The organism is Paenibacillus sp. D9 (genome assembly GCF_001188365.1).
GTDB lineage: Bacteria > Bacillota > Bacilli > Paenibacillales > Paenibacillaceae > Paenibacillus_O > Paenibacillus_O humicus.
In genome coordinates this window covers 2,497,094-2,523,329 of sequence record NZ_JZEJ01000001.1, presented here as the reverse complement: position 1 = coordinate 2,523,329, position 26,236 = coordinate 2,497,094, and the positions used below count along the sequence as shown (strand labels likewise).

The window sequence follows — 26,236 nt, the reverse complement described above, 5'->3', positions numbered from 1 at the left end:
GCCGGCAATCGGTTGATCGCGTTCCAAAGGCAGGTATGCACGGGACACAAAAAAGACAAGGATGCGGGGAATTCCCGATTCTTGTCTTTTTGCGCTGCTCTCCCGCTTCTGAGATCTCCGCGACGGCAGAGCTCAATGAAGGACCGCCTCGTCCTCGGGAGCTCCTGCCTCTCGGGAGATCGCGGCCTCAAGCAGCTTGATGAAATGCTGCAAAGCGGGGTTGAGCCATTTGCGCTTATGATACAGATACTGGTTGGACATGGAGATGTCGGGATGGCTGAACGGAAGTTCCTTGAGGATGCCGAGCGCAAGCTCGCGCTCTACCGTGATGCGGGGCAGCAGGCCGACGCCGAGACCGAATCCGACGCACTGCTTGATCGCTTCGAGGCTGCCGAACTCATGATGGATCCGATACTCGATCCCGTGCCGCGCCAGCAGCGCCTCGAAGGCGGAACGGTAGACACAGCCTTGCTCGGTGGCGACGTACGAGAAGTTCTCGAAGCAGGCCAGCCCGCGCTCCGCGTCCTGGAAGATGGGGTGGCAGGGTTCCGCTACGAACACAAGCGGCTCCTCTCTCAGGACGGCGGTATGAAGGCCGTCTTCGCTTACCGGCTTGCCGAGGAACAATCCGATATCCAGGTCGCCGTATCGAACCTTCGGGATGATGCATTCTTCGACAACCGGCCGAACTTGAATGGTGATGTCCGGATAGGCGCGCCGGAACTTCTGGATGACAGGGGGGAGGAAATAGGCGATCATGGACTCAATGGTGCCGATGACGAGGCTGCCCTTCATCTGTCCGGATACGAGCTCCTTGGAGCTGTCGTACAAGGCGAGAATTTCCACGAAACGGTCGAACAGCTGCTCTCCCGCGGAGGTGAGCTTCATATGCCTGCCGTAGCGCTCGAACAGGCTGGCGTTGTACTCCAGCTCCAGCTTCTGGATCTGCTGCGTGACGCTGGACTGGGCATAGCCCAGCTGCTCCGCGGCCTTGGTGAAGCTGTTGCATCGTGCCACCTCGATAAACGTGCGCAAATAATTGAGCTCCATCCTGACACCGCCGTTTCAATTGGGGTTCTTCTTCTGCGCCGTTCTGCCGAGCGCCGGAAGCATGTTCGCGGCGAAGGCCAGCAGGCGGCGGAGCCTGCTCCTGCTCTGCGGGCATGCTTGGGCCGCAAGCAGCTCCCTGTCCAGCATGGTGCTGATTTCCATTTTCTTCTGTTTCGCTAGTGTATCCGCAAAATATTCATGCGACAACATTTACTTTTCCCCCTCGCAGGGCGAGAACGCCATCCGGAATAGATTCAGCGTATCATCATTCCGAGAGGGGGATTCGGCACACTTTCCGATGTCGGCCATCGTCTCCAACGATGGAAGCGCAATCATGGCACGCTATGGAAAGACGGTCTTCAGACTGCCATGCTTGCCAGAGGATGACTTTGTTTTTGCGCGTGTCATAACGTAAAATGTTAAGTACTATATTAAAGGACCCCTTAATTCGATAAAGAAGCGGTGAGAGCATGTTCGATCGATTGAACGGGTGGATAGACGCCCTGGTCACGGCCAGCGGCCTGGATGGGCCGTATATCCTGCTTCTGACGATCCCCCTAGCTATTATCCAAGGACTGTTCGGCGTCTTTCCCTTCGCCACGATCATCATGCTGCATATCTCCATCCTGGGCATTGCAGGAGGACTCGCGGCGAGCTGGGTCGCCGGCACGGTATCCGCGCTCGTCGTGTACTTGCTGTTCCGCTTTTTCTTCTACGGCAAGGTCCAGCGGCGCTTCCAGGCGCGGATGGACCGCTACGAGCGGTGGCAGGGCAGCCTGGATCAATACGGAGCCTGGCTGGTCATCCTGCTTCGTACGATTCCCATCATGCCGAACAACCTGATTTCGTTCATGTCTGCCGTCGCCCCGGTCAAATTCGGCCCCTATCTGTGGTCGTCCCTCGTCGGAAACCTATCCCATATATGGATGTTCGGCATCATCAGCTCTTCGCTGATTTTTCCCGATGCGGATCTTCGGGTGCTGATCTTGTCGTATTTTATCTTTCTCGCCGTTCTCGGCATCGTCTTCCTGGCCAGCCGGGCGGCCAAGAGCCCGAGGGTTCGGAAATGGAGGGGAGAAAGCAAAAAAAATTCTCCGTCCGACAAGCCCGATCTTCCTGTCTAAGCGTGCAGAATCTTGTGGATAATTACCTGAACAAGAGCCCGGGGACACTTTCCCAGGGCTCTTTCGGTTCTTATCAACAGCTGTGAATAAGTCCATTTTCGGGGTGGTGTTTTCAATTCGCCGGCATAAGGGTATATACGTGTCAACGGCTTGACAGCCACAATATATGGTGTTAAATTTAACACCTAGACCTACATATAGCAGTTTGAAGCATGAAGCGGACAAGCTGTCAAGACCCAATATATGCTTCTTCCGGATACTCCGCAGCATGGCCCGGCCACCCCGGGCCATGCTGCGGAGAGGGCCATCGGCAGCGTTTCGGCCGCCGCCCCGAACGGGAGTCCGGGCCGAGCGATTTGCTTGCGGAAGGCAGCTTCCGCGGCCAGACACAGACAGGATCAGACAACACGACCATACACACCGGACACAGCCTGATGGAGCGGCAGCAAGAGCAACAACCTCCAAGCAGGTCCTTTTTATTGTCTTTTCGACAGTAATCGGCAGCGCGGGCTCCTTATACCCCGTTCCGGTTCGAGACACAACATCTAGTTGCCACACATTTTTTTGAAGGAGTGAACCGCCATGCTGATCGCTTACGCCTCGCGTACCGGCAATGTGAAGAGATTCGTCAGCAAGCTGGGATTCCCGGCCGTGAAAATCGACGATTCCACAACCTTGGAGGAGCCGTTCGTCCTCGTGACCTATACGACCGGCTTCGGCCAGGTGCCGCCTGCCGTGGATGCGTTCCTGCAGCGCAGCGGTTCCTATCTTCGAGGCGTGTCGGCCAGCGGCAACCGCAACTGGGGACCCAACTTCGCGGGCAGCGCGGATATGCTGTCCGAGCAATACGAGGTGCCGGTCATTTGCAAATTCGAGCTATCGGGCACGACGCGGGACGTCGAACAATTCATGCGGGAGGTGCAGCCCCTTGCGGCATATTGAGCTGAACAACGAGATTATGAAGCGCGGAGCGGACGGATTCTTCAAGCTGGAGAAGGATCGGGAGGCCGTAGCGGCATTCATGGAAGAAGCGCGGGCCAAGAGCCCTGTCTTCGCAAGCCATAAGGACAAGATCGATTATCTGATCGCGAACGACTATTACGAGAATCTGTACAACCATTATACGGAAGAAGAAGCGGTTGCCGTATTCGAGCTGGCGCACAGCCTGGAGTTCGAATTCCCTTCCTATATGGCGGCCTCCAAGTTCTACACGGACTACGCGATGCGCAGCAACGACCGCTCGCAGTTCCTGGAGCATTATCCGGACCGGGTAGCGGTCACGGCTCTGCATCTGGGCCGCGGCGACGCGGAGCTGGCCAAGTCGCTGGCGGTATCCATGATGGAGCAGCGCCTGCAGCCGGCGACTCCGACCTTCCTCAACGCCGGCAAGAGCCGCCGCGGCGAGATGGTCAGCTGCTTCCTGCTGGAGATGGACGATTCCTTGAACTCCATCAACTACAACCTCTCGACCTGCATGCAGCTGTCGAAGATCGGCGGCGGCGTCGCCGTCAACCTGTCCAAGCTGCGCGGACGCGGCGAGCCGATCAAAGGCGTGGAGGGCGCGGCGAAGGGCATCATGCCGGTGCTCAAGCTGATGGAGGATGCCTTCTCCTATGCCGATCAGATGGGCCAGCGCAAAGGATCGGGAGCGGCCTACTACAACATCTTCGGTTGGGACATCATGGAGTTCCTCGACAGCAAGAAGATCAACGCCGACGAGAAAACCCGCCTGAAGACGCTGTCGATCGGCCTGATCGTGCCGAACAAGTTCTATAAGCTGGCCGAAGAGAACAAGCCGCTGCATGCTTTCGCCCCGTATTCCGTCTTCAAGGCTTACGGCTCCCATCTCGACGATCTCGACATGGATGAGATGTACGACGAGCTGATGGCCAACCCGGCCGTCAAAAAGAAGCTGATCATGAGCGCCCGCGACATGCTCGTGAAGATCGCCACGATCCAGCTGGAATCCGGCTATCCGTATATTATGAACAAGAGCAACGCGAACCGTAACCATGCCCTGAAGGATATCGGCTCCATCAAGATGTCCAACCTGTGCACGGAGATTTACCAGCTGCAGGAGACGTCCGAGATCGGCGACTTCGGCGAAGCGGACACGATCCGCCGCGACATCAGCTGCAACCTGGCTTCGATGAACATCGCCAACGTGATGCAGCACCGCAAAATCCGCGAAACGGTGCACGAGGGAATGGCCGGCCTGACTTCCGTCAGCGACATGACCCGCGTCTCCAATGCGCCGGGCGTCGTGAAGGCCAACGAAGAAATGCACTCGGTCGGCCTCGGCGCGATGAACCTGCACGGGTATCTGGCGAAGAACAAGATCGCCTACGAAAGCCCGGAAGCCAAAGACTTCGTCCGCACGTTCTTCATGATGATGAATTTCTATTCCATCGAGAAGAGCTCCGACATCGCCGCGGAGAAGAACGAGCGCTTCCGCGACTACGAGCGTTCCGAATATGCGAAGGGCACATACTTCGACCGGTACCTCGCTACCGACTACCGTCCGACAACGGCCCGCGTCAAGGAGCTGTTCGAGGGAATAGCGATTCCGTCCCCGGCAGACTGGGCGGAGCTCAAGGAGAAGGTAGCGCGCCAAGGCCTGTACCATGCCTACCGTCTGGCGATCGCGCCGACGCAGAGCATCTCGTACGTGCAAAATGCGACTTCCAGCGTCATGCCGATCGTAGAGCCGATCGAGACCCGCACCTACGCGAACTCGACGACCTACTATCCGATGCCGTTCCTGTCTCTGGACAATTTCTTCTATTACAAATCCGCCTATGCGATGGATCAGTTCAAGGTCATCGATCTGATCGCCGAGATCCAGGAGCATATCGACCAGGGCATCTCCGCCGTGCTTCACGTCAACAGCAGCGTAACGACGCGCGAGCTTGCCCGCTACTACCTGTACGCAGCGCACAAAGGGCTCAAGTCGCTCTACTATACCCGCACGAACCGCCTTGGGGTGGAAGAGTGCGTCAGCTGCGCCGTTTGATCTTTCCATGACCATCACCGAGAGCCGCATTGATGCGGCTCTCGTTAATTAGGGCCGCCGAGCCGCGATATACAAGGAGGAAACCCCATGAAACCGATCGATCTCGCTACGCAGGATACGCCTTCTGCCTCTGGCCTGAACACGGAAGCCGCCGCTTCCGCTCCGCTGCGCGCCGTCAACTGGAACCGTCCGGACGACGACTACACCGCAACCTTCTGGAGCCAGAACCTCATGCAGTTCTGGACGGACGAGGAAATTCCGCTCTCCGACGACAAAATGAGCTGGATGTACCTGAACGACCAGGAGAGAGACACCTACATGAAAGTGCTCGGAGGCCTCACCCTGCTCGATACCGTTCAGGGAGGAGTCGGCATGCCGAGCCTCGTGGAGCATGTAGACGGCCTTCAGCGCAAGGCGGTGCTCGGATTCATGGGCATGATGGAGCAGATCCATGCGAAGTCCTACAGCAGCATCTTCACGACGCTGGCTTCCACGGAAGAGATCGACGCGGTATTCAAATGGGTGGAGAAGCATCCTTTGCTGCAGAAGAAAGCCTCGGTCATCTCGGCTTACTACCGCAACATCGACTCGCCTCGCTCGCTGTATATGGCTATGGCGGCATCGGTCCTGCTGGAGAGCTACCTGTTCTACAGCGGCTTCTTCTATCCGCTCTATCTGGCCGGTCAAGGCAAGATGACGAGCAGCGGCGAGATCATCGATCTGATTCTGCGCGACGAGAGCATTCATGGCCTCTACGTCGGCGTGCTGGCCCAGGAGGTCCATGCCTCCCTCAGCGAGCAGGAGCAGGCGGAGACGCTGCAGGAGCTGCGGACTCTCCTGACGACGCTGCACGAGAACGAGGACCGCTACACGGATGAGCTGTACAGCGGCATCGGACTTCAGGACGAGGTCAAGACCTTTGTCCGCTACAACGCCAACAAAGCGATGATGAACCTCGGCCTCGAGCCGCTCTTCGAGGAAGAGGATGTCAATCCGATCGTGTTCAACGGCATCAGCACCCGCACGAAGCAGCATGACTTCTTCTCCAAGAAGGGCAACGGCTATGTGCGGACCCTCAACGTCGAGCCGCTTCGCGATGAGGACTTTACCTTCAATTTCTAAACACGGACCGGCAGGTTTTGAAGCTGCGTTCAAGCTGCCTGCCAGCTGCCCCCAAGCGCATAAGCTTGAGGGCAGTTTTTTTGTGCACGAATGCGGCCCGACTCGCCGGAACCGTCTTAGTTGCTTGAGTCTCCAATGGCAGCGAAGCAGGAAAAGCCTCAAGAGCAGACTGCCTCCATACGGAAGGGGCTACTGTCCGAAAAAGCAGCGGCAGCAGCTCCATAGGCTGCGGCTGTGCTGTACGTGGCTGGACAAACCCAAAAAAGCTCCAAGCCGATTGCAAGCAACGGCTTGGAGCTTTTTTGGGGGGGCGTGAATGTTATTTCAGCTCGATGATTTCATTGATATCCTTGATCTTAAGCGCTTCCGCGATGGAACTGAGATGGTAGATGTTGAGCGTTCCGCGCTGCAGATGGCAGATTTCGGTGATGACATTGGGGCGAACCCCGGCCAGGCGGGCGAGAGCGCCTTTGGTGAGTGGTTTGTACAGGCGTTTGGTTTCGCTGCTCAGCTCGGTGTAGGACCGGATGGGGAGAAGCGTGTTGGTCGATTCATCGATGAAATACTGGCGGATCAGCGTTTCCAGATTGCTTTGAATCCGATGCGTGGCTTTGTCATACGTGCTGGTAATGCTCATAGCAAACTCCCTCTCCTGTATATGTAAGTCCATTGACCTAATTAACTCTTATATCGGAAAGAAATCGGGAAATTTGCACTATTTATATCAACATTCGTAAAATTTATTTTTGAATTACCGATTTTAACTTATTCGAATTGAGAACAAAAAAGAAGCTTTTTTCCTTCTCTGCTAGCGGAGAATGGAAAAGAGCTTCTTTATTTGGAGCGGAAAGCATGACTGCCCAACCAAAAATGGGTGATTATGCCTGTTGTATTGCGGAGCGGCGAGCGCGAACTTCACGGGCGGCGGCCACCATATGGGCAAGCGAAGCTTCCGTTTCCTCGCGTCCCCGCGTTTTGAGGCCGCAATCCGGATTGATCCAGAACAGCTCCGGATCAAGGTTGCGGAGCGAGCGCTCGATCATGGCGATCATCTCTTCCGTGGAAGGAACCCGAGGGCTATGGATGTCGTAGACGCCGAGTCCGATTCCCTTGCCGTACGTGTTCTCCTCGAAGCTCTGGATGAGCTCTCCATGCGAGCGCGACGTTTCGATCGAGATGACGTCGGCGTCGAGATCGCGGATCGTGTCGATGATATCCGAGAATTCGCAGTAGCACATATGCGTATGGATCTGCGTTTCGTCCTGGACTCCCGTCGTGACGAGGCGGAAAGCGTCCACGGCCGCTTCGAGCTCTTCCGGCCAAAGGCTTTTCTTCAGAGGAAGGCCTTCGCGCAGGGCGGGCTCATCCACCTGAATCATGCCGATGCCTGCCGATTCCAGAGCTTCGACTTCCTTGCGCAGCGCCAGGGCGATCTGGAAGGCGACCTCCGTGCGCGGCAAGTCGTGGCGGACAAACGACCAATTGAGAATCGTAACCGGACCCGTAAGCATGCCTTTGACCGGATGGCTCGTCAGAGACTGGGCGTAGACGGTTTCCTTGACCGTCATCGGCTTCGTCAGCTGGACATCGCCGTAGATGACGGGCGGCTTCACGCAGCGGGAGCCGTACGATTGGACCCAACCGCCCCGGGTGAAAGCGAAGCCTTCCAGCTTCTCGCCGAAAAATTCGACCATGTCCGTACGCTCGAATTCGCCGTGAACGAGCACGTCAATGCCGATGTTCTCCTGCACAGAGATCCACTTGGCGATTTCTTCGCGGATGAAGGCCTCATAGGCATCATCAGGCAGCTCGCCTTTGCGCCAGCGCGCCCGGGCGGAACGGACTTCGGCCGTCTGCGGGAAGCTGCCGATCGTCGTCGTGGGCAGGAAGGGCAGCTGCCATTTTTTCTGCTGGACCGGCCGGCGGTCGGAGAAGCTGCTGGAACGGAACGTGCGTGCAGCCGCAAGCCGCTTCGCTTCTTCGCGCACGGCGGCGTTATGGCGCTCCGGCAGGGCTTCGAGAGCTTCGAGCGCCGCGCGGTTGGCGGCCAGGCCGTCCCGGATGCGCTCTGCGCCGGCAAGCTGCGGATCGCCAAGCCCGGCGGTGCCGAAGGCGGCTGCAGCGGTCAGAAGCGTCAGCTCCTCCAGCTTTTCATCCGCGCCGGCGAGAGCTCCCCGCAGGCCTTCCGGAAGGCCGGTTTCGCCGCTGAGGCTGACGGGCACATGCAGCAGGCTGCACGAAGGCTGGATATGGAGACGATCGGCAGGGACCACGGAAGCGATCTTCTCCACGAGCGCCAGCGCCTTGGCCAGATCGGTTCTCCAGATGCCGCGTCCGTCGATGATGCCCGCTCCGAGTACGCGTCCGGACGGATAGCCGCCGGAGAGGAGAGCTTGCAGATTGACGCCGCGGTCATGGACGAAGTCCAGGCCGATGCCGGCGACCGGAAGCGCGGTAAGAGCGGCATAGTCGGCAGGAGCATCGAAGTAGGTTTGGAGCATCAGCTTCAGCTCCGGAGCGGCGGCGGCGAGCTCGCTGTAGATGGTCTCCAGCCGCTTCCAATCCGCCGCTTCGAGCTCGCCCGTGACGGACGGCTCGTCGATCTGCACCCATTCGGCCCCGGCATCGCGAAGCTCCGCGAGCACGCGGCCATAGAGAGGGACCAGCTTGGCGATCCAGCCGTCGAACTCGCCGGCCGTGTAGCCTTTGGACAGCTTGAGGAAAGTGAAGGGACCGATCAGCACCGGCTTGGCTTGCAGGCCGAGCTTTTCCTTCGCTTCGAGATAAGCCTCAAGCGGGTAGTTGCGCACCAGCTTGGCTTCCGCATGCTGAAGCTCGGGGACAATATAGTGATAGTTTGTATTGAACCACTTTGTCATCTCGCAAGCGGTAGCGTCTTTTCGGCCGCGGGCCATGGCAAAATACAGATCGTTCGTCACAGGGCCGTCTTGATAGCCGAAGCGTGCCGGAATAAGACCGAACATGGCCGACGTGTCGAGCACCCGGTCGTAGAAAGTGAAGTCGCCTACCGGCACGAGACCGATTCCTGCCTCCGATTGGCGGCGCAGGCGGCCGATCCGGATTTCTTCCATGCGGGAAAGAAATTCTCCCTCTTCGATTTTGCCGGCCCAAAATGCCTCCAGCGCTTGCTTCCATTCCCGCTTGTTCCCGATGTTGGGGTAGCCCAAGCTGCTGCTGATCGCGTTCATTCCGTATCCTCCCGAAAATAAATGTGCGGCGTTCCTGATCTTGCCTTAAACGAAACATAACATGATTGCTCGGATATAGACTAAGGCTTATAAGCTATAGCTGGCCATGCTCTGCGGCTATACCCGAAATTTCGCGATGAGCGAAAGTCTGGAGTTCAAGGCAAGAGAACTGCAAGGAAAAGGGAAAAGCCGAAGGGGAGAGGGAAAGAAAGTTGAAAGGAAAAGAAAGTTGAAAGGGCAAAGGAAAGAGCAAAAGGAAAGTTATCATTCATTTATGTGAGTTTTGTGTTAGATATATAGAGAGACGACGGTGGGATAAACAAAAAAGGATTGTTGGATGGATGATCTCAATTTATAATGGTAGATAACCTAACATAAAGAAAGATCAAGCCAGCGCGAGGAGGAACCTCAATGCATTTGACCGTCGAAGATGCGCTGTCCGTCTATCCCCTGTCGGAAGGAAAGCTCGTTGCGGGAGCAGCCGGGAAAAACCGCATCGTCAAATCCGTCAATGTCATGGACGCTCCCGATATCTGGGACTGGATCAAGGACGGCGAGATGCTGTTCACGACAGGCTATCTGATCAAGGACGACCCTCAGGGCGGAGCGGGGCTGCTGGAGCAGCTGAACCGCAGAGGCTCTTCCGGACTCGGCATCAAGCTGGGCCGATTCTGGGAGCAGATCCCTCCTGCGCTTATCCTCATGGCCGACAAGCTTGGCTTTCCCCTCATTCAGCTTCCGTACGAATTCACTTTCTCCGATCAAATGAACGGGCTCTACAGAGCCGAAATGCAGCGGAGCACAAAAGCTCTGCAGGCCGCGATGGAAAAGCAGAAGCGGCTCATGCGCTTCGCCCTCCAAAGCGATCCCATTCTCCAGCTGTTCGAGGAAATCAGCGGCGTTGTCGGCTATCCTCTCGCGGTCGTCAGCGCGGAAGGAAGAGCTCTGTTCAACAACAGCGGCGTGCCGGAAGAGAGCCTTCTGCGGGCATGGCCATGGACGGGGCGGCATCCCTGGGTGAAGGGGGAAGGCTGGCAATGCTACCGCGTGCCTCTCCTCAGCGGAGCGAAGCCGGCGGGATACGCCTGCTTTGTCACGGGCGAGCCTCTCTTCACGACGCTGGAGGAAGGGCTGTTCCATCAGGCGGCGGAGCTGATCGCCTATCAGATGGAAGCGCGAATTCAGTCCGCGGACAATCGCAGCAGGCAGTACGAGGACCAGATCCGGGCCTGTCTTGCCGGCGCATTGCCTCCCGCCGAGCTCGCCGCCTACGGAGAGGGCTCCGGCAATTCCGTGCTGAAAGGAGCGTACATCCCGGTTCTGACCTCGCCGGGCGGCACTTCCGACGCTGCGGGGCGCAGCGCCAGAATGGAGAGGATCCGCCAGGAATACGGGAGCCATCCCGTCCTGTCGGCACTAGGAGCCCTTCATCTGGATATGGAGGAGGGCGTCCTGTCGCTGTTTCCCGATGGAGCCGGAGCCGATGAGCTGGCGGAGCATCTCGCGTCATGCTCCGGCAATCTGCGCAAGTCGGCCGGCTGTGTCGCAAGAGCGGCCATAGGCGGGCGCAGGAGCGGAGAGCAGTCTCTCGCTTCGGCGTGGATGGAGCTCAAGGAGACGCTGCGGCTCGCCGCCGAATGGGGAGTGCCGGATCCGGTCGTGCCCTACCGGAAGCTGGAGCTCGCCTATCTGTTCGAGCATTGCCCGAAAGAGAGGATGGCGGCCTTTTGCGACCGGGTGCTGGGGGGATTGCTGCGCAAAGAGCCGGAATACAGGCAGGAGATGCTGCGGACGCTGGAGGTTTACCTCGACAACGACGGCCAGCTGAGCGAGACGGCCAAGAAGCTCTACATCCACCGGAATACGGCTTCCTACCGGATGGATAAGATCAGCGAGCTGCTGGAGGTCGATCTCAAGAAGACGGACGATCTGCTGCGGCTGAAGCTGGCTTTCCAGCTGCGAGGCATGTCGGCGAAAGCGGAGGAGCCGGCTGCGGCGCTGCGAACGGCCGGAAGGAAATAAAGAGGGGATCAACCGCGAGCGTTCCGCGTAGAACGGCCGTCGGGTAGGACGATAAGGAGGGATGCTCATGGATGCGCATCGGGTGTTTTCATCCTGGGATGGCGAGCGGCCGGCCGTCCTGGCGACGATTGTGGAGGTAAATGGACATTCCTACCGCAAGCCGGGAGCCTGCATGCTGCTGGGCCGCGGCGGCTGGAAGCGCGGCAGCCTCAGCCCCGGCTGCCTGGAAGCCGATCTCGAGGCGAGGGCCGAGGCTTTGCTGGATATGGGCTCTCCGCCCCCCGAGCCGGCTTGGGCAACGGTGCGGTACGAAATGGAATCGCCCGACGACTTGCTGTGGGGCGAGGCGATCGGCTGCGGCGGAACGGTGACGGTCCTCCTGGAAAGGGTGGAAGGGGAGCTGGCCTCCTGCATCCGAAGGGCTGCGGCTCATGACGGCGAGACCGCCGTGCATTTGGAGCGGGTGCTGGGCTCGGCAGGACGGGCGATCGAATACCGGCTGCTGGAAGCATCGAGCTTTTCCGGCGGTGTCGAGAACGACGGAGCCGGCATCTATTCCTTTCCGATTCATGCCCGCCCTCGCCTGATCGTCTTCGGGGCCGGAGCCGATTCGCTTCCGGTTGCGCGGCTGGCGGAAGCGGCAGGGTTCCGCCTTGCCGTGGCCGACTGGCGGGAAGAGCTATGCACGGCGGAGCGGTTTCCGGGAGCGCAGCTGGCGCTCGGAACGGCGGACTCCATTGTGCGGAAGCTGAACGTCGGTCCTGCCGATTATGCGTTCATCTGCAGTCATCAGCTTCAGCGGGATCGGGCGATGCTGGAGCTGCTCGCTCCCTGCCCGCTGCGATATATCGGGATTCTGGGCTCCCGCAGGCGGGTGGCGGCGCTGCTTGACGGCCTTCTGCCCGCTGCTCCCGTCTACGCGCCGGTCGGTCTCGACATCGGGGCGGACGGTCCGGAAGAAATCGCGGTCAGCGTCGTCGCCGAGCTGATCGCCGTGCGGCGGCTGGCCGCGCGGGAGGAGAAGCCCGCAGCAAGGACTTCCATTCGTCCGCGGCGTTCGCTTGTCCCTCTTCCTCGAGACCGGGAGGCGGGTCTACTCGGAGCTGCCGGAGGCGAAGCCGGCTTCGCCTGCCCGATTAAGCCGGGAAGGACATGAGTCGTCCGCTGAAAATAACGGGAATCTGTCTGGCCGCGGGCTTCAGCCGCCGGATGGGAGCCCCGAAGCTGCGGCAGCTTCTGCCGGATGGAACGCCGCTGGGCGCTTCAGCCGTTCGGGCGATGGCGGGCGCGGGGCTGCAGCGCCTGCTTGTCGTCGTGCGGGAGGACGACGACTGCTCCTGGCTGCCGGGTGCGTCCGGCGAAGCGGCCGGCAAGACGGCGGTGGAAGTCGTGCTCTGCCGCGATGCTTCCCTTGGCATGGCCCATTCCTTGCGCTGCGGCCTGGCGGCGGCCGCTGACGGCGCCGGCGGCGAGCCGCCGGATGCGGTGCTCGTCGTTCTCGCCGACCAGCCGCTCGTCGACGCCGGGCTGCTGGCCAGGCTGGCGGATGTCCTGCATGGGCATCCGGAGCTCGACTGGGCCGCATGCGGCCTGCAAGGCGTACCGATGCCGCCGGCGATCATGCGCGGCTCCATGTTCTCGGCACTGGCCAGGCTGGAAGGGGACCGCGGGGCGCGGCAGCTGTTCGCCGGCGCGGGCTTCAGGGGCGAAATGCTCGCGGATGTGGCGGAGAGCAGCCTGTACGATGTCGATACTCCCGAGGATTTGGAGATGATCGCCCAGACATGGCTGAATGGCTAGCCGGCGGACCGGAGCGCGCAAGTTCGATAGGGACAGAAGACTCGAATCTCCTTTTCGGAGGCTCGGGTCTTTTTTTGGATGGGGGAAGGCAGATCATGGGCCGGATCAACCCACTCGACGAAAAGGTAACATTTATCTGACACGATTTTTATCGAAGCGCGGCAACAGGCATCATTTCCATCTCCTGTTCGTGCATCATGCACAATGAAAACCGATACAAACCAGCCTTGATCCCAAATGTATGTCAGGTTAATTGACGCAAACAAAGCGTGAATCTTATAGTTGGGATCAGAAAGCCTCTGCCGCGGCCCCGAGCCAGGCAGCCGATCTAAGGAGGATAAGAGATGAAGAGGGTCATTTCGTTCAAAGCAGCGACGGTCATGCTGATGGCACTTATGCTTGTGACGGCAGGATGCGGGAACAGCTCGAGCTCGAATTCCGGCACGGCGGCAAATGCAGGTACGGCGGCAAATACAGGCACGGCGGAGGGCGGGAGCGGCAAGCCGGCGATCGAGAAGCCTCGGGTCGCCTTTGTCTACATCGGGCCGCCAGGAGACGGCGGCTGGACCTACGAGCATGACAATGGCCGCAAATATATGGAAGAGCAGACCGGCATCAAGGCGGATACCGTCGAGAACGTCCCGGAAAGCGCGGACGCCGAGCGGATCATCACCGAGCTGGCGCAGGACCATGACATCATCTTTACGACCAGCTTCGGCTATATGGACTACACGCTGAACGTGGCGAAGAAGTTCCCCAAAGTCATTTTCGAGCATGCGGCGGGCTATAAAACGGCGGACAACATGGGCACCTACTTCGGACGCAACTATGAAGCCAGCTACCTGTCCGGCATCGCGGCCGGCAAGATGACGAAAAAGAACCTCATCGGCTATGTCGGGGCGTTCCCGATTCCGGAGGTCATTTACAACCTGAACGCCTTTGCCCTCGGAGCGCAAAGCGTCAACCCCGACGCCAAAGTAAGCGTCATCTGGTCCAACACCTGGTACGATCCGACGGCGGAACGGCAGGCGGCGGTCAGCCTGCTGGACAAAGGCGCGGACGTACTGCTCGCCTACCAGGATTCCCCGGCTACAATCCAGGCGGCGGCCGAGCGCGGCGCGTTCGCGGGAGGCAACGATTCCGACATGAGCCGGTTTGCGCCGGACAACTATTTGACCAACCCGACCTGGAACTGGGGTCCGTATTACACGAAGGTCGTCAAGTCCGTCATGGACGGAACGTGGAAGAGCGATCAATACATGGGCGATCTCAAGGACGGCATGGTCGGCCTCGCCCCTCTGGGAGCTAAAATTCCGGAAGATGTGAAGAAGCTGGTCGAGGATGCCAAAGCCAAGCTGCTGGACGGCACGCTGGACGTATTCGCAGGTCCGATCGCCGATCAGTCCGGAGCGGCCAAGGTCGAGCAAGGCAAGTCGCTCAGCCTTGACGAGATTCTCGCCATGGATTGGCTCGTCAAAGGCGTCGACGGAAGCATTCCGAAGTAAGGACAACCGATCATCCGAACCGGAGCGGGGCGTGTTCAGATCCCTTGTCCCCAAGGGGTCTGAACCGTTTTTGCACCCGCGCTTCATACTGAAGGAGGACTGCCGAGATGAATGCCATTCCAGCCGTCGACATGCGAGGAATCGTGAAGAGGTTCGGCTCCGTCACCGCCAACGACCATGTGGACTTCCAGGCGGCCAAGGGAGAAATCCATGCGCTGCTCGGGGAGAACGGGGCCGGCAAAAGCACGATGATGTGCATGCTCTCCGGAGTGTACCGCGCTACCGAGGGAGAGATCTGCCTGAACGGCAAGCCTGCTCGGATCCGCTCGCCCAAGGAAGCCTCCCAGCTCGGGATCGGCATGGTGTTCCAGAACTTCCGCCTCGTGCAGACGCTGACCGCTGCAGAGAACATGGTGCTGGGAGAAAAGGGCTCACTCTGGAGAGGGCGCGGCTGGCTGAAGCGGAAATCAAGGGAAATCGAGGAGCTTGCCGCTCGTTTCGGACTCGGATTTCCGGTGGACCGGCCGATCTGGCAGCTGTCCGTCGGCGAGCAGCAGCGGGTCGAGATCGTCAAGACGCTGTATCGCGGCGCCGACATCATCATTCTCGACGAGCCGACTTCCGTGCTGACGCCGGGCGAGGCGGAGCAGCTGTTCGCGACGCTGCGGCAGATGCGGGCCGAGGGCAAGACGATCATCATCACGACGCACAAAATGAAGGAGGTCATGAGCGTCGCCGACCGCATCTCGGTCATGCGCAAGGGCAGAATGATCGCCTCGCTGGCCAAGGAGGATACGGACGAGCGGGAGCTGGCCCGTCTGATGGTCGGCAAGGAAGTCGTGCTGGAGCGCAAGGAACGCGGGGAGGCGGGAACGGAGCCTCTGCTCGCCATCCGCAGGCTTAAAGCGGCCGGACACGGCGGGCGCCAAGCGCTGGACGGACTCGATCTGACGGTGAACCGGGGCGAGATCGTAGGCATTGCCGGCGTCGCGGGCAACGGCCAGAAGGAATTGGCCGAGGTGCTCAACGGGCTTCATGAGTGGAAGTCGGGCGAAATCGAGTTCGACGGCAAGAAATGGAGGAACGCCTCGGTGCGGGACACGATTGAGGCCGGAATTTCCCATATTCCGGAGAACCGGATGAAGAGCGGCCTTGCGGGGAGCCTTGCGCTGACGGACAACCTGATCGCCAAATCGTACCGGAGCAGCGAGCGCTCCTCTCGTCTCGGACTGCTGCGCGGGCGGGCCAACAAGAGCTGGGCGGCGGAGCAGGTGGAGCGCTTCGACGTCCGCACGCCGGGCATCGACACCCCTGTCCGGATGCTGTCGGGAGGCAATCAGCAGAAGCTGCTGTTCGCCCGCGAGATCGCAAGGGAGCCGAAGCTGCTCGTCGCCGTCCACCCGACGCAGGGACTGGATGTCGGCGCGGCCGACAGCGTGCATCGGATGCTCATGGACATGCGGGAAGCAGGCAGCGGCGTGCTGCTGATCTCGGAGGATCTGGATGAGATCCTGCAGCTGTCCGACCGGATTCTCGTCCTCTTCGGCGGCCGGATCATCGGGGAGCTGAAGCATGATGAAGCGGACCGCGCGGTCATCGGCATGCTCATGACAGGAATGCGGGAAGCGGCTGCTGCAGCCGAAGCCGAGCAGGTAGGCAGTCCGGACCGCGGCAAGAAGGAGGCGTTGGTATGAGCAAGCTGAAATTCATCGCTGTCGGCGCTTCGGCCGCAGGGGCGGCCTTGGCTCAGAGGCAGGCTGCGATGCAGGAGGACCGGAGCGGCGCCTTAACTGGCGGAGCAGACTTGGCGGAGAGGCGGCAAGGGATGCCGGAATACACGAGAGGCGTTTCGACTGGCGGATCGGCATCGGAACAGCGGCTGCAAGAGAAGCAGCCGGCAAGGAGCGCGCAGATGCTGGCTTCCGCCGGGGGGGATATCGTCTATATCCCGGCAGCTCCGATTAAGGCGGCATCGGCGGGCAGATCGGCAGGATCGGCCGAAGCCGCGCCAGGAAGTTCGAGCAGCGCTGGAGCGCCGGGGACGGATAAGCCGCGCTTTCCGTTCCGGCTGGAGATCGATCCGGCGGGTAAAGGCTCGCCCTGGTGGACGCCGGTCGTCTCTATCTTCATGGGCTTGCTCATTTGCGCCGTCTTCATCGGGGCGAACGGCATGAACCCCGTCACCGTATACGCCAAAATGTTCCGCGGGGCCTTCGGCACCGAATTCGGACTTGCCGAAACGCTCGTCAAAGCGATTCCGCTGCTGCTGTGCGGACTAGGCGTCTCGATCGCCTATCGGATCTCCGTGTGGAACATCGGCGCGGAGGGGCAGTTCCTCGCAGGCGCCATGGGAGCGACCGCGGTTACGATCTACGCGCCGGGCTTGCCGCTCTGGCTGTCGATTCCGTGCATGCTGGCCGCCGGCATCGCCGCCGGAGCGTTCTGGGGGCTGCTGACCGCCATTCCGCGGACGTATTTCCAGGTCAACGAGCTCATTACTTCCCTCATGCTGAACTATATCGCCCTGCTCGGCCTGAATTATGTCGTTTTCGGTCCGTGGAAGGATCCCAAGGGCTTCAACTTCCCGGGCACGCCGATGTTCGGCGACAACCAGTCGCTGCCGGTGCTCGGCGATTCCCGCCTTCACCTCGGGCTGCTGTTCGCCGTGGGCGCCGTCATCCTGTATGCGGTCATGATCCGCTATACCCGCTGGGGCTACGAGCTCAGGCTGATCGGAGCCAATCCCGACGCGGCGCGGGGAGCGGGCATCAACATCCGCCGCCACATCCTGATCGTCATGGGCATCAGCGGCGGACTCGCCGGCATCGCCGGCATGGCGGAGGTGTCGGGAGTCGCCCACCGGCTCATGTACGGCATCTCGCCGGGCTACGGCTATACCGCCATCATCGTCGCCTGGCTCGCCAAGCTCCATCCGGCGGGACTGCTCGTCACCTCATTCTTTTTTGGCGGCCTCATCGTAGGCGGCTACAGCGTGCAGACGATCGGCATGCCCTCCTCCATTTCTTCCATGATTCAAGGAGCGATCCTGTTCTGTCTCATCGCAGGCGACATGGCGGCCAAGTTCCGAGTCCGCCGCACCGCCTGACACCGCGCCGGGAGGCTATCGACCTATGGACTTTCTCATCATGCTGCTCGCAGCCGCCATCGCTTCCGGCACACCGCTGCTGATCGCGACTCTGGGCGGAATTCTGAACGAACGCGCCGGCATCATCCAGCTCGGCACCGAGGGCATCATGCTGATGGGCGCGGTAACTTCCTGCCTGCTCTACTTGCGGACGGGTAGCCTCGGCCTGGCGCTGCTGGCGGCAGCCGGCGTCTCGGCTGCGCTTGGCCTCATCCATGCCTTCATGACGGTGTCGCTGCGGGCCAACCATATCGTCACGGGCCTCGCGATGACGCTGTTCGGCACCGGCCTCAGCGCTTACCTCGGCAAGCCGGTCAGCGGCCAGCCGATGCCGGCTCCGGTGCCGAAGGTGAATCTGGATTTTCTGGACGGCGTGCCGGTGCTCGGCGAATTGTTCGCGCATCTGGATGTGTTCACCTGGGCAAGCTTCGCGCTCGCCGTTCTCCTGCATCTGCTCATCCACCGGACCTCGTGGGGGCTGCATTTGCGGGCGATGGGCGACAATCCGGCGACTGCGGACGTCATGGGCATCCGCGTCCAGCTGTCCCGCTATTTGTACGTCACGGCGGGAGCCATCCTGATCGGGCTGGCCGGAGCGGATCTGCTGCTCGTTTATTCGCCGGTCTGGAACGAAGGCATGACGGCCGGCAGAGGCTGGATCGCCGTGGCGCTCATCATCTTCGCCCGCTGGAATCCGCTGCGCGCCTTGCTGTGCGCCTACTTCTTCGGGGCACTGGACTCGCTCGGCTTCCGCATCCAGCTGGAAGGCACCGCAATTCCGTCGTATTTCCTGAAAATGATTCCGTACGTCGTCACGATTCTCGTGCTCATGTATCTCGGCTGGCGCAACCGCGGCAAGCCGTCCGGCTCGCCCGAAGCGCTGGGCAGCCCGTACATTCGGGAGCAGCGCTTGTAAGGACGGCCGGGACGGATAGACCGGAGCCTCGATGGAATCCTGCAAGAGGCACGGCGTTCATTCCGTGCCGGAAGGAGGAATAGACATGGCGGTTCAATCCATGCCTGGCATGCAGACGGCGGTTCTGAAGCCGATGTCGCTGCAGGAAGCCTGGCTGCTCCGGGCGGGCCGGGAAGCGGCGGCCGTGCCGGTCGCCGGAGGATCCCTGCTGCGGACGCAGTGGGAGAACGGGGCGGCGCTTCCGCCGTATTTGCTGGACTTGAGAGGAATCCCCGGGCTGGCGGACATCGCGGCTGATTCCGAAGGGGTTCTTGTCGGCTCGCAGGCCACGCTTGCGGCCGTAAAGCGTTCTAAGCCCATCCGCGAGCGCTGGCCGCTGCTGCATGAGGCTGTCGGCACGATCGGCGGTCCGGGCATCCGCAACCTCGGCACGCTGGGCGGCAATGCCGCCTCTTCGATCGGGGACTCGCTTCCGGCGCTGCTGGCGCTGGAAGCCGGACTCCTCTGGTACGACGGAGCCGGTCTGGCCGAGCAGCCGCTGGATGAATGGCTCGATGAGCGCCGTACCTCGGCGGAGCCGGAACGGCGTCTGCTGGCCGGAATCCGGCTTCGGGAGAGCCGGTCGGAGCCGCAGGCTGCCGGCGGCTGGCATTGCTGGCGCAAGGTCGGGCGCCGCGAGTCGTTCACTCCGTCGCTCGTCAGCTTCGCCGCGTCGGGAACGATGCTGCCCGGGCAGGGCGGTCGGCCTGCGCTGCGGCTTGCCGCCGGCGGCGGCTCCTGCATCCCGCAGCGGCTTCGCCTCGCGGAGCGGGCCGCTCTCGGCGCCATTGCCGGCGGCGCGAGCGCGGCCGAAGCCGCCGCTGCCGTCCATGCTGCTGCGCTGGCCGAGTTCCTGCCCGCCGGCGACGTCTTCGCGGATGCCGATTACCGCCGGCGGACGGCGGCCAATCTTGCTGCGGCAGCGGGGTGGGAGGCTTGGAGCGGAAGCTGACTTCCGGCTTCGGCCGAGCGGAGTTCGGCCTGGCAGGGGTTGCCGGCTTCGGCGGAGCGGAGGGGCAGGCGGGAAGCCGGCTAGCCAAAAATGTGGATGGCGGGCAGCGGGCGAAGCCGCTGCGTGTACGGAGAGCTTGCAGCCGCAACTGCTGGAGAAGGGTACGGAGAAGAACGGATGGCTCTGGAGAAGCGGCAGCGTTCGCCTTTGAAGACGGATTTCCCTTATCAAGGGTGAAAAATCAAGAAATCCGTCTTCAACAGCGATCGGAGGAGCCATCCGTTTTCGGAGCTGGGCCTGCCCGCGTCCAGCAATTCGTTTTCGGAGTTGGGGCCACTTGCTCCATAGGCTAGCCATCCGTTTTCGGAGTTCGGGCTATCCGCTTTTGTCTTTTTTACCATACCGGAAGGAGAGGGACGCGATGATTCTTGACCGTGAGTCCAGCGGAGAGCGCTGGCGGACCCGGCCGGACGGTCCGGACAAGGTGAACGGAAGGCTGACGTATTTGACCGACATGAAGCTTCCGGACGCGCTGTGCGGACGCGTGCTCCGAAGCGCCCATCCCCACGCGGCAATCAAGGCGATCTCTATCGATAAGGCGCTGGCGTTGCCCGGCGTGCATGCGGTGCTTACCCATAAGGACGTACCGGGCCTGAACCGGTTCGGCATCGCTTTTCCCCATCAGCCCGTGTTCTGCGAGGACCGGGTCCGGTATATCGGGGACGCTGTGGCGGCGGTCGCCGCGGACAGCGACGAGCTTGCGGAAGCTGCGCTCGCCCTCATCGAGGTGGACTACGAGCCGCTGCCGGTGCTGAGCGATCCTGCGCAGGCGCTGGCTGAGGAGGCCCCGCGCCTGCATGAGGACGGCAATCTGCTGCATCGGACGGAATACAAGACGGGGGATGCGGAGGCGGCTTTCGCCGGATGCCGTCATATCGTCGAGAACGTCTATTCCACTCCCCGCCAGATGCATACCTACATGGAAACCGAGGGCGGCCTCTTCATACCGGAGAAGGATGGCAGGCTGACCGTGTATTCGGCGACTCAGCACGGCCTGATGGACCGGATGCAGCTGGCGCGCATCCTGAACTGGGAGGAGGAGCGGATCCGCGTCGTATCCAGTCCGATCGGCGGCTCCTTCGGAGGCAAGGATGAATTGAACGTCCAGCCTTACGGCTGCCTGCTCGCGCTGGCGACGGGCCGGCCGGTGCGCCTGCACAATTCCCGCATGGAATCCGTCCGGGCAGGGCTGAAGCGCCATCCGATGATCATCTCCATGAAGACGGGCACAGGAAAGGACGGCAGGCTGCTGGCCCACCGGGCGCGCATTTTATCCGATACGGGGGCTTACGCCACGCTGGGAGCCGAAGTGCTCAATTTCTCTACCGAGCATGTCATCGGACCCTATCTTCATCCGAATCTCGATGTGGAGGGCTCGGCGGTGTATACGAACAACGGCGTATCCGGGGAATTCCGCGGCTTTGGCGGCAATCAGGCCATCTTCGCCCTGGAGGGGCAGATGGATGAGCTGGCGGAGCTGCATGGAATGGATCCATGGGAGTTCCGGCGGCTCAACATGCGCCGGACGGGGGATCCGGGACCGCTCGGCCAGCCGATCGCGCAGACGGACGGAGCGCGGCAGGTGTGGGAAGCGCTGGAGCGGAGCCCGCTCTGGAGGCAGGGCCGGGAGAAGCTTGAGGAGAAAGTTTCCAGCCCCGGCAAGAAGCCGTGGATCCGGACCGGCGTCGGAGCCGCGATCACGATGCACGGAGCCGGTCTCGGCTATGGCATTCCGGATCCGGCGGGAGGCATTCTGCAGCTTGCGGAGGATGGCGTAATCGAGGCGGTTTTCGGCTACGAGGAATTCGGCCAAGGGCTGATCGCCACGCTGCAGGGGATGCTGATCGAGCAGTTCGGGTTCGGGGCCGCCGATGTGCGCGTCGTCATCGGGGACACCGACAAAGTTCCGAACAGCGGCTCCAGCACGGCCTCCCGGGCGACGAGCATGATGTGGATGGCGCTGCGCAGGCTGCGCCCGGAGCTGACGCGGCGCCTCAAGGAAGAAGCATCCGATGCTTCGGGCCTCCGGCCCGAGGAGCTGGAGACCGGCGAGGGAGGAGTCCGCGATCGGCAGGGAGGGCTGATCCTCTCTTACCTGGAGCTGTCGCAGCGCCTGCGCGCGTCCGGCCGCACGCTGATCTGCGAGACGACGTTTCATTACCCTGTGACGACGAAAAAGCATGTCGGAGCCCACTTCCTCTACACTTATGCCGCAGTGGCAGCCCGTGTGGAGGTCGACCTGCTGACCGGCAGGGTCAAGGTGACCGATCAGTACCACGCCGTAGCCGCCGGCCCCGTTGCCAATCCGCAAGGCTATCTCGGTCAGATCGAAGGAGGAGCCTCCATGGCGCTAGGCTTCGCGCTGTGCGAGGATGCCGTCATGGAAGAGGGACGGTATCTGACCCGCAACCTCGATACGTATCTCGTGCCGACGGCGGCGGACAGCGGGCGGTTGACGGTGGAGGCCATCGAGGAGCTGCCGGAGGACGATGCCTACGGTCCCCGCGGAGTCGGGGAGATCGGCTCGGTCGCGCTGTCTCCCGCCATCGCGGCTGCGATCCGGCAAGCGACCGGCATCCGGGTAAGGAAGCTTCCGGTACAGCCGGAGCTGCTCCAGCGTTCTTTCCAGGCAGAGACGCAGGCGGAGACGGAAGGAGGGGAAGCGGATGCCGGATAACGACAGCCCGAAATATCCCGAGGGCGAGGCGAAGCTGGAGATCAAAAGGCATTCGGCAGCGGCTTCGATCCAGGATGAACGGATAGCGGAAGAGAGCGGGCCGCAGGAGCCTTCCATGCCGGAGCCGGTGGAGGAGGAAGGCGGCGGGGAGCCGCCGTTCGAGCTGACGTTCCGCCTCAACGGCGAAGAGCGGACGATCGGAACATGGCCGGCCCGCCGCATGCTCACGTTGCTCCGGGAGGATCTGGGCCTGACGGGGACCAAGCGCTCCTGTGAAATCGGACGCTGCGGAGCCTGCATGGTGCTGCTGGACGGAGAGCCGGTCAACAGCTGCCTGCTGTCGGCTTACCAATGCAGCGGCGCGGATCTGGTGACGATCGAGGGGCTGCAGGGAGAGCGGGCCGGCCGGGTCAAGGCGGCTTTTCTTCAGGAAGGAGGCTTTCAATGCGGCTACTGCACGCCGGGAATGGTCATCTCCGTCTCTTCGCTGCTGGAGCATAATCCGTGCCCGAGCCGTTTGGAGACGGAGGAGGCGCTGGCCGGCAATATTTGCCGATGCACCGGGTACGGAAGCATATTCCGGGCCGTATGCAGAGCCTCGGAAGGACAGGGCGAGATGCCTCCCGCCGAATAGTCCGAAGCCGGAAGGGCAGGGAGCTTTCGTCCTTGGAGCTGTGCAAGGGTCAGAGAAGCACGCCATCGGAACCAGCCCTAATATCATAGAGAAGTCAGGAGAGGAAAAGGAATGGAGCCAAAAGACCATCTGCCTTTTTTGCAGCTTGCAGTGGAGGTATCGAAGCGGGCGAGGGCGGAGGGCAACACGCCGTTCGGAGCGATTCTCGTCGACAAGGAAGGCCGCGTGCTGCTGGAGCAGGGCAACATCGAGATTACGGAGAGCAATTGCACCGGACATGCGGAAACGACGCTGATGGAGCGGGCCTCCGCCGTCTATGACAGGAAGTTCCTGTGGGACTGCGTCATGTACACGACGGTCGAGCCCTGCGCCATGTGCGCGGGATCGATCTATTGGGGCAATCTCGGTACGGTCGTCTACGGCATCAGCGAGAAGCGGCTGCTGGAAATGACCGGCGACGACGAGCAGAATCCGACGCTCGATCTGCCGTGCCGGGAAGTGTTCGCGGCCGGAAGCAAGCCGGTGACGGTCATCGGCCCGTTCGCCGAGATCGAGGAAGCTGTCGTCGCCGTCCACGAGGGGTACTGGTCGTGAGCGCGAAGTGGACGATGGAGCAGCTGAACGGATTGCCTGCCGCATCATTCGTGGAAGCTCTCGGCGGCATCTTCGAGCATTCTCCCTGGGTAGCCGGGGCAGTCGAGCCGCTGCGGCCGTTCGAATCTGCGGAGGAGCTGCATGCGGCCATGGTGAATGCCGCCCGGAGCGCGCCGGAAGAGAAGCTGCTGGCGCTGCTGCGCTGCCATCCCGATCTCGGCACGAAGCTGGCGATGAGCGAGCTGTCCGTATCGGAGCAGAAGGGAGCGGGTCTGGACAGCCTGAGCCCGGAGGAATACGAGCGGTTCAGCTCGCTGAACCGGGACTATGTCGGCCGCTTCGGCTTTCCGTTCATTTTGGCGGTGCGGGGCAAGAACAAGGACGACATCCTCGCTTCGCTGGCCGAGCGCGCAGTCAGGGAGCGCGGAGAGGAGCTCGACCAGGCGCTGCGGGAAATCGCGCGCATTACCGGCTTCCGGCTCGCTGATCTGGTCGCGGAATGACGACAGGCCGCCTGGGGCCGGGGAGCTCGGGCAGCGAAGCGAGGTCAATTCGAGGAGGAGCTTGAATGGAAGGGAAATTGACGACCCATGTGCTGGATATGGCCCATGGCGGCCCGGCCGCCGGCATGAAGCTGCAGCTTGCGCGGCTGGCGGGCGCCGGCGGCAAAGGCATCATTCGGGAACGCTCCACGAACGAGGACGGAAGGCTGGATCAGCCTTTGCTCGAGGGCGAAGCGTTGACGCCGGGCGTTTACGAGCTGCTGTTTTTCGCAGGCGATTACTTCCGATCCCTGGAGCCAGGTGTGGAAGGGCGGGCCGGAGCGGCCGGGGAACTTTTTCTGGAGCAGATTCCGATCCGCTTCACCGTGACGGCTGCCGGCGGAAATTACCATGTTCCGCTGCTCGTCGCTCCTGGCGGATACAGCAGTTATAGAGGAAGCTGACCATCACACGAAAAGAGGCGGATGGAATGGAAGAACGCGGATTCCAAAAGATCGTGCGCGGCGGCCTTGTCGTGCTGCCCGGCCATGACGAGCCGCAGCAGGCGGACATCGGCATCTGCGGCGGCCGGATCGCAGCAGTCGGAAACGGGCTGGAAGCGGCCGGAGCGGAAATCATCGACGCCGGGGGCTGCCTGGTCATGCCCGGCGGCATCGACGTCCATGTCCATTTCAACGAGCCGAACATGGGCCACTGGGAAGGGTTTCCGACCGGCTCCGCGGCGCTGGCCGCCGGCGGCTTCACCGCGTATGCCGACATGCCGCTGAACGGCTTGCCCGCGACGGTGGATACCGCGGCGCTCGCGCTGAAGGCGGAGGCGGCCGAGGGCAGGTCGGCGGTCGATTACGCCTTCTGGGGAGGGCTTGTGCCCGGCAAGCTGCAGGAGCTCGAGCCGATGGCCGAGGCGGGCGTCGTCGGCTTCAAGGCGTTCGTCTCCAAGCCGGGCGGCGAAGGGGAGGGCCGCTTCGTCGAGGCCGACGACTGGACCTTGTATGAAGGGATGCGCCGGATCGCCTCCTTCGGCGGGGTGCTGGCGCTGCATGCGGAGAACGACAGCATGACGACGGCTCTCGGAGATGCCATGCGGCGCGAAGGGCGTACGGGCGCGCTTGATTTTGCGGCGTCTCGTCCGCCGATCGCGGAACTCGAGGCGGTCAACCGGGCGCTCTTCTACGCCGGCAGGACCGGATGCCGCCTCCATTTCGTGCATATCAGCCATCCTGATTCCGTAGAGCTGATCCATAGCGCCAAGAAGAGCGGAATGGACGTCACGGTGGAGACTTGTCCGCACTATCTGATGCTGACCGAGGAGGATATGGCCAGGCTGGGAGCCGTCGCCAAATGCGCTCCTCCGCTGCGCGGCGCGGAGAGCAGGGACCGCCTGTGGGAGCAGCTTGCCGCGGGCAAGATCGATCTCGTCTCCTCGGATCATTCCCCCTCGCCCTTCGAGCTGAAGGAAGCTCCCGGGCTGAGCTTTTTTGACGGCTGGGGAGGCATCTCCGGAGCCCAGAGCACGATGGAGCTGCTGCTCCACGAAGGCGTGGGGAAAAGGGGGCTGCCTGCCGGACTTGTGGCGAGGGTGCTGTCGCAGGCGCCGGCAGCGCGCTTCGGCTTCGCGGCCAAGGGAGGCATCGTTCCCGGACTCGACGCCGATCTTGCGCTCGTGGACATGGAGCATCGCTACACGCTCGAGAAGGGGCATCTGCAGTACCTGCATCCCCACAGCCCGTACGAGGGCATGGAATTCGGCTGCAGAGTGGCCGGGACGCTGCTGCGGGGCGAGCTTGCCTATTCCCTGGAAAGCGGCGTTCTGCCCGGTGGCGGGGCGAGAATACGCGCCGGCCTCGGCAGCTATGCCGGCAAGGCTTGAT

At 61.6% G+C, this 26,236-nt stretch carries 22 protein-coding genes; 18 read left to right on the top strand and 4 right to left on the bottom strand.

Translation table 11 applies throughout. The annotated features are described in order from the left end of the window. Positions 1-132: 132 nt before the first annotated feature. Together VE23_RS11555 and VE23_RS11550 are read right to left on the bottom strand one after the other, a co-directional pair. A complete protein-coding gene (locus tag VE23_RS11555; RefSeq protein ID WP_049868015.1) occupies positions 133-1,050 on the bottom strand; it encodes a LysR family transcriptional regulator in 918 nt (305 codons plus the stop codon). Positions 1,051-1,065: 15 nt separating this feature from the next. Further along, positions 1,066-1,260 (bottom strand): hypothetical protein, encoded by a 195-nt coding sequence (locus VE23_RS11550; RefSeq protein WP_021880067.1) that lies wholly within the window; start codon positions 1,258-1,260, stop codon positions 1,066-1,068. 260 nt (positions 1,261-1,520) lie between these two features. On the opposite strand from VE23_RS11550, the gene VE23_RS11545 reads away from it, so the two are divergent. The 4 genes from VE23_RS11545 to nrdF all read left to right on the top strand — a co-directional run bounded on the left by VE23_RS11545 (position 1,521) and on the right by nrdF (position 6,309). Continuing rightward, positions 1,521-2,174: a TVP38/TMEM64 family protein gene (locus VE23_RS11545; RefSeq protein ID WP_021880065.1), complete on the top strand. Its 654-nt coding sequence runs from the start codon at positions 1,521-1,523 to the stop codon at positions 2,172-2,174. Between the two features lie 582 nt (positions 2,175-2,756). Beyond that, positions 2,757-3,116, top strand: coding sequence for a class Ib ribonucleoside-diphosphate reductase assembly flavoprotein NrdI (nrdI, locus tag VE23_RS11540; RefSeq protein ID WP_048747172.1), 360 nt, complete (start codon positions 2,757-2,759; stop codon positions 3,114-3,116). Then, the gene (gene nrdE, locus VE23_RS11535) at positions 3,103-5,187 is read left to right on the top strand and encodes a class 1b ribonucleoside-diphosphate reductase subunit alpha (RefSeq protein WP_048747170.1); all 2,085 of its coding nucleotides are present in this window, start codon (positions 3,103-3,105) and stop codon (positions 5,185-5,187) included. Before nrdI ends, nrdE begins: the two co-directional genes overlap by 14 nt. Positions 5,188-5,352: 165 nt before the next feature. Continuing rightward, complete coding sequence (gene nrdF / locus VE23_RS11530; RefSeq protein ID WP_048747196.1) at positions 5,353-6,309, top strand: class 1b ribonucleoside-diphosphate reductase subunit beta; 957 nt, start codon at positions 5,353-5,355, stop codon at positions 6,307-6,309. Positions 6,310-6,628: 319 nt separating this feature from the next. On the opposite strand, the gene VE23_RS27345 is transcribed toward nrdF, so the two are convergent. Both VE23_RS27345 and metE read right to left on the bottom strand, forming a co-directional pair. Continuing rightward, complete coding sequence (locus VE23_RS27345) at positions 6,629-6,946, bottom strand: hypothetical protein (RefSeq protein WP_021880059.1); 318 nt, start codon at positions 6,944-6,946, stop codon at positions 6,629-6,631. A gap of 241 nt (positions 6,947-7,187) precedes the next feature. Beyond that, complete coding sequence (metE, locus tag VE23_RS11520) at positions 7,188-9,518, bottom strand: 5-methyltetrahydropteroyltriglutamate--homocysteine S-methyltransferase (RefSeq protein ID WP_049868014.1); 2,331 nt, start codon at positions 9,516-9,518, stop codon at positions 7,188-7,190. Positions 9,519-9,929: 411 nt separating this feature from the next. Between metE and VE23_RS11515 the strand changes: the two genes are divergently transcribed. The 14 genes from VE23_RS11515 (at position 9,930) to allB (ending at position 26,235) form a co-directional block, all read left to right on the top strand. Then, entirely contained in the window at positions 9,930-11,540 is a 1,611-nt protein-coding gene (locus VE23_RS11515) for a PucR family transcriptional regulator (protein ID WP_049868013.1), read from the top strand. 67 nt (positions 11,541-11,607) lie between these two features. Beyond that, complete coding sequence (locus VE23_RS11510) at positions 11,608-12,696, top strand: XdhC family protein (RefSeq protein ID WP_049868012.1); 1,089 nt, start codon at positions 11,608-11,610, stop codon at positions 12,694-12,696. Beyond that, positions 12,693-13,340, top strand: a complete 648-nt coding sequence (locus tag VE23_RS11505; protein ID WP_049868011.1) for a nucleotidyltransferase family protein — start codon at positions 12,693-12,695, stop codon at positions 13,338-13,340. Before VE23_RS11510 ends, VE23_RS11505 begins: the two co-directional genes overlap by 4 nt. Positions 13,341-13,684: 344 nt before the next feature. After that, entirely contained in the window at positions 13,685-14,845 is a 1,161-nt protein-coding gene (locus VE23_RS11500) for a BMP family ABC transporter substrate-binding protein (RefSeq protein ID WP_021881633.1), read from the top strand. 107 nt (positions 14,846-14,952) lie between these two features. Next, a complete protein-coding gene (locus tag VE23_RS11495) occupies positions 14,953-16,539 on the top strand; it encodes an ABC transporter ATP-binding protein (RefSeq protein ID WP_049868010.1) in 1,587 nt (528 codons plus the stop codon). Then, entirely contained in the window at positions 16,536-17,951 is a 1,416-nt protein-coding gene (locus tag VE23_RS11490; RefSeq protein ID WP_232316886.1) for an ABC transporter permease, read from the top strand. The genes VE23_RS11495 and VE23_RS11490 overlap by 4 nt, the downstream gene beginning before the upstream one ends. A 25-nt stretch (positions 17,952-17,976) precedes the next feature. Beyond that, on the top strand, positions 17,977-18,906 hold the full coding sequence (locus tag VE23_RS11485) for an ABC transporter permease (protein ID WP_048748252.1): 930 nt from the start codon (positions 17,977-17,979) through the stop codon (positions 18,904-18,906). Between the two features lie 85 nt (positions 18,907-18,991). Further along, positions 18,992-19,897 carry an FAD binding domain-containing protein gene (locus VE23_RS11480; protein ID WP_049868009.1) on the top strand — a complete coding sequence of 302 codons (906 nt, stop codon included), beginning with the start codon at positions 18,992-18,994 and terminating at the stop codon, positions 19,895-19,897. A gap of 421 nt (positions 19,898-20,318) precedes the next feature. Further along, positions 20,319-22,634 carry a xanthine dehydrogenase subunit D gene (gene pucD, locus VE23_RS11475; RefSeq protein ID WP_049868008.1) on the top strand — a complete coding sequence of 772 codons (2,316 nt, stop codon included), beginning with the start codon at positions 20,319-20,321 and terminating at the stop codon, positions 22,632-22,634. Then, on the top strand, positions 22,624-23,268 hold the full coding sequence (locus VE23_RS11470) for a (2Fe-2S)-binding protein (protein ID WP_373864561.1): 645 nt from the start codon (positions 22,624-22,626) through the stop codon (positions 23,266-23,268). Before pucD ends, VE23_RS11470 begins: the two co-directional genes overlap by 11 nt. A 111-nt stretch (positions 23,269-23,379) precedes the next feature. Continuing rightward, the gene (locus VE23_RS11465; protein ID WP_049868006.1) at positions 23,380-23,862 is read left to right on the top strand and encodes a nucleoside deaminase; all 483 of its coding nucleotides are present in this window, start codon (positions 23,380-23,382) and stop codon (positions 23,860-23,862) included. Further along, on the top strand, positions 23,859-24,365 hold the full coding sequence (uraD, locus tag VE23_RS11460) for a 2-oxo-4-hydroxy-4-carboxy-5-ureidoimidazoline decarboxylase (protein WP_021881867.1): 507 nt from the start codon (positions 23,859-23,861) through the stop codon (positions 24,363-24,365). Before VE23_RS11465 ends, uraD begins: the two co-directional genes overlap by 4 nt. Positions 24,366-24,430: 65 nt before the next feature. Next, entirely contained in the window at positions 24,431-24,808 is a 378-nt protein-coding gene (gene uraH, locus VE23_RS11455) for a hydroxyisourate hydrolase (RefSeq protein WP_021881868.1), read from the top strand. Positions 24,809-24,834: 26 nt separating this feature from the next. After that, a complete protein-coding gene (gene allB, locus VE23_RS11450; RefSeq protein WP_049868005.1) occupies positions 24,835-26,235 on the top strand; it encodes an allantoinase AllB in 1,401 nt (466 codons plus the stop codon). The last annotated feature ends 1 nt before the right edge of the window (position 26,236 follow it).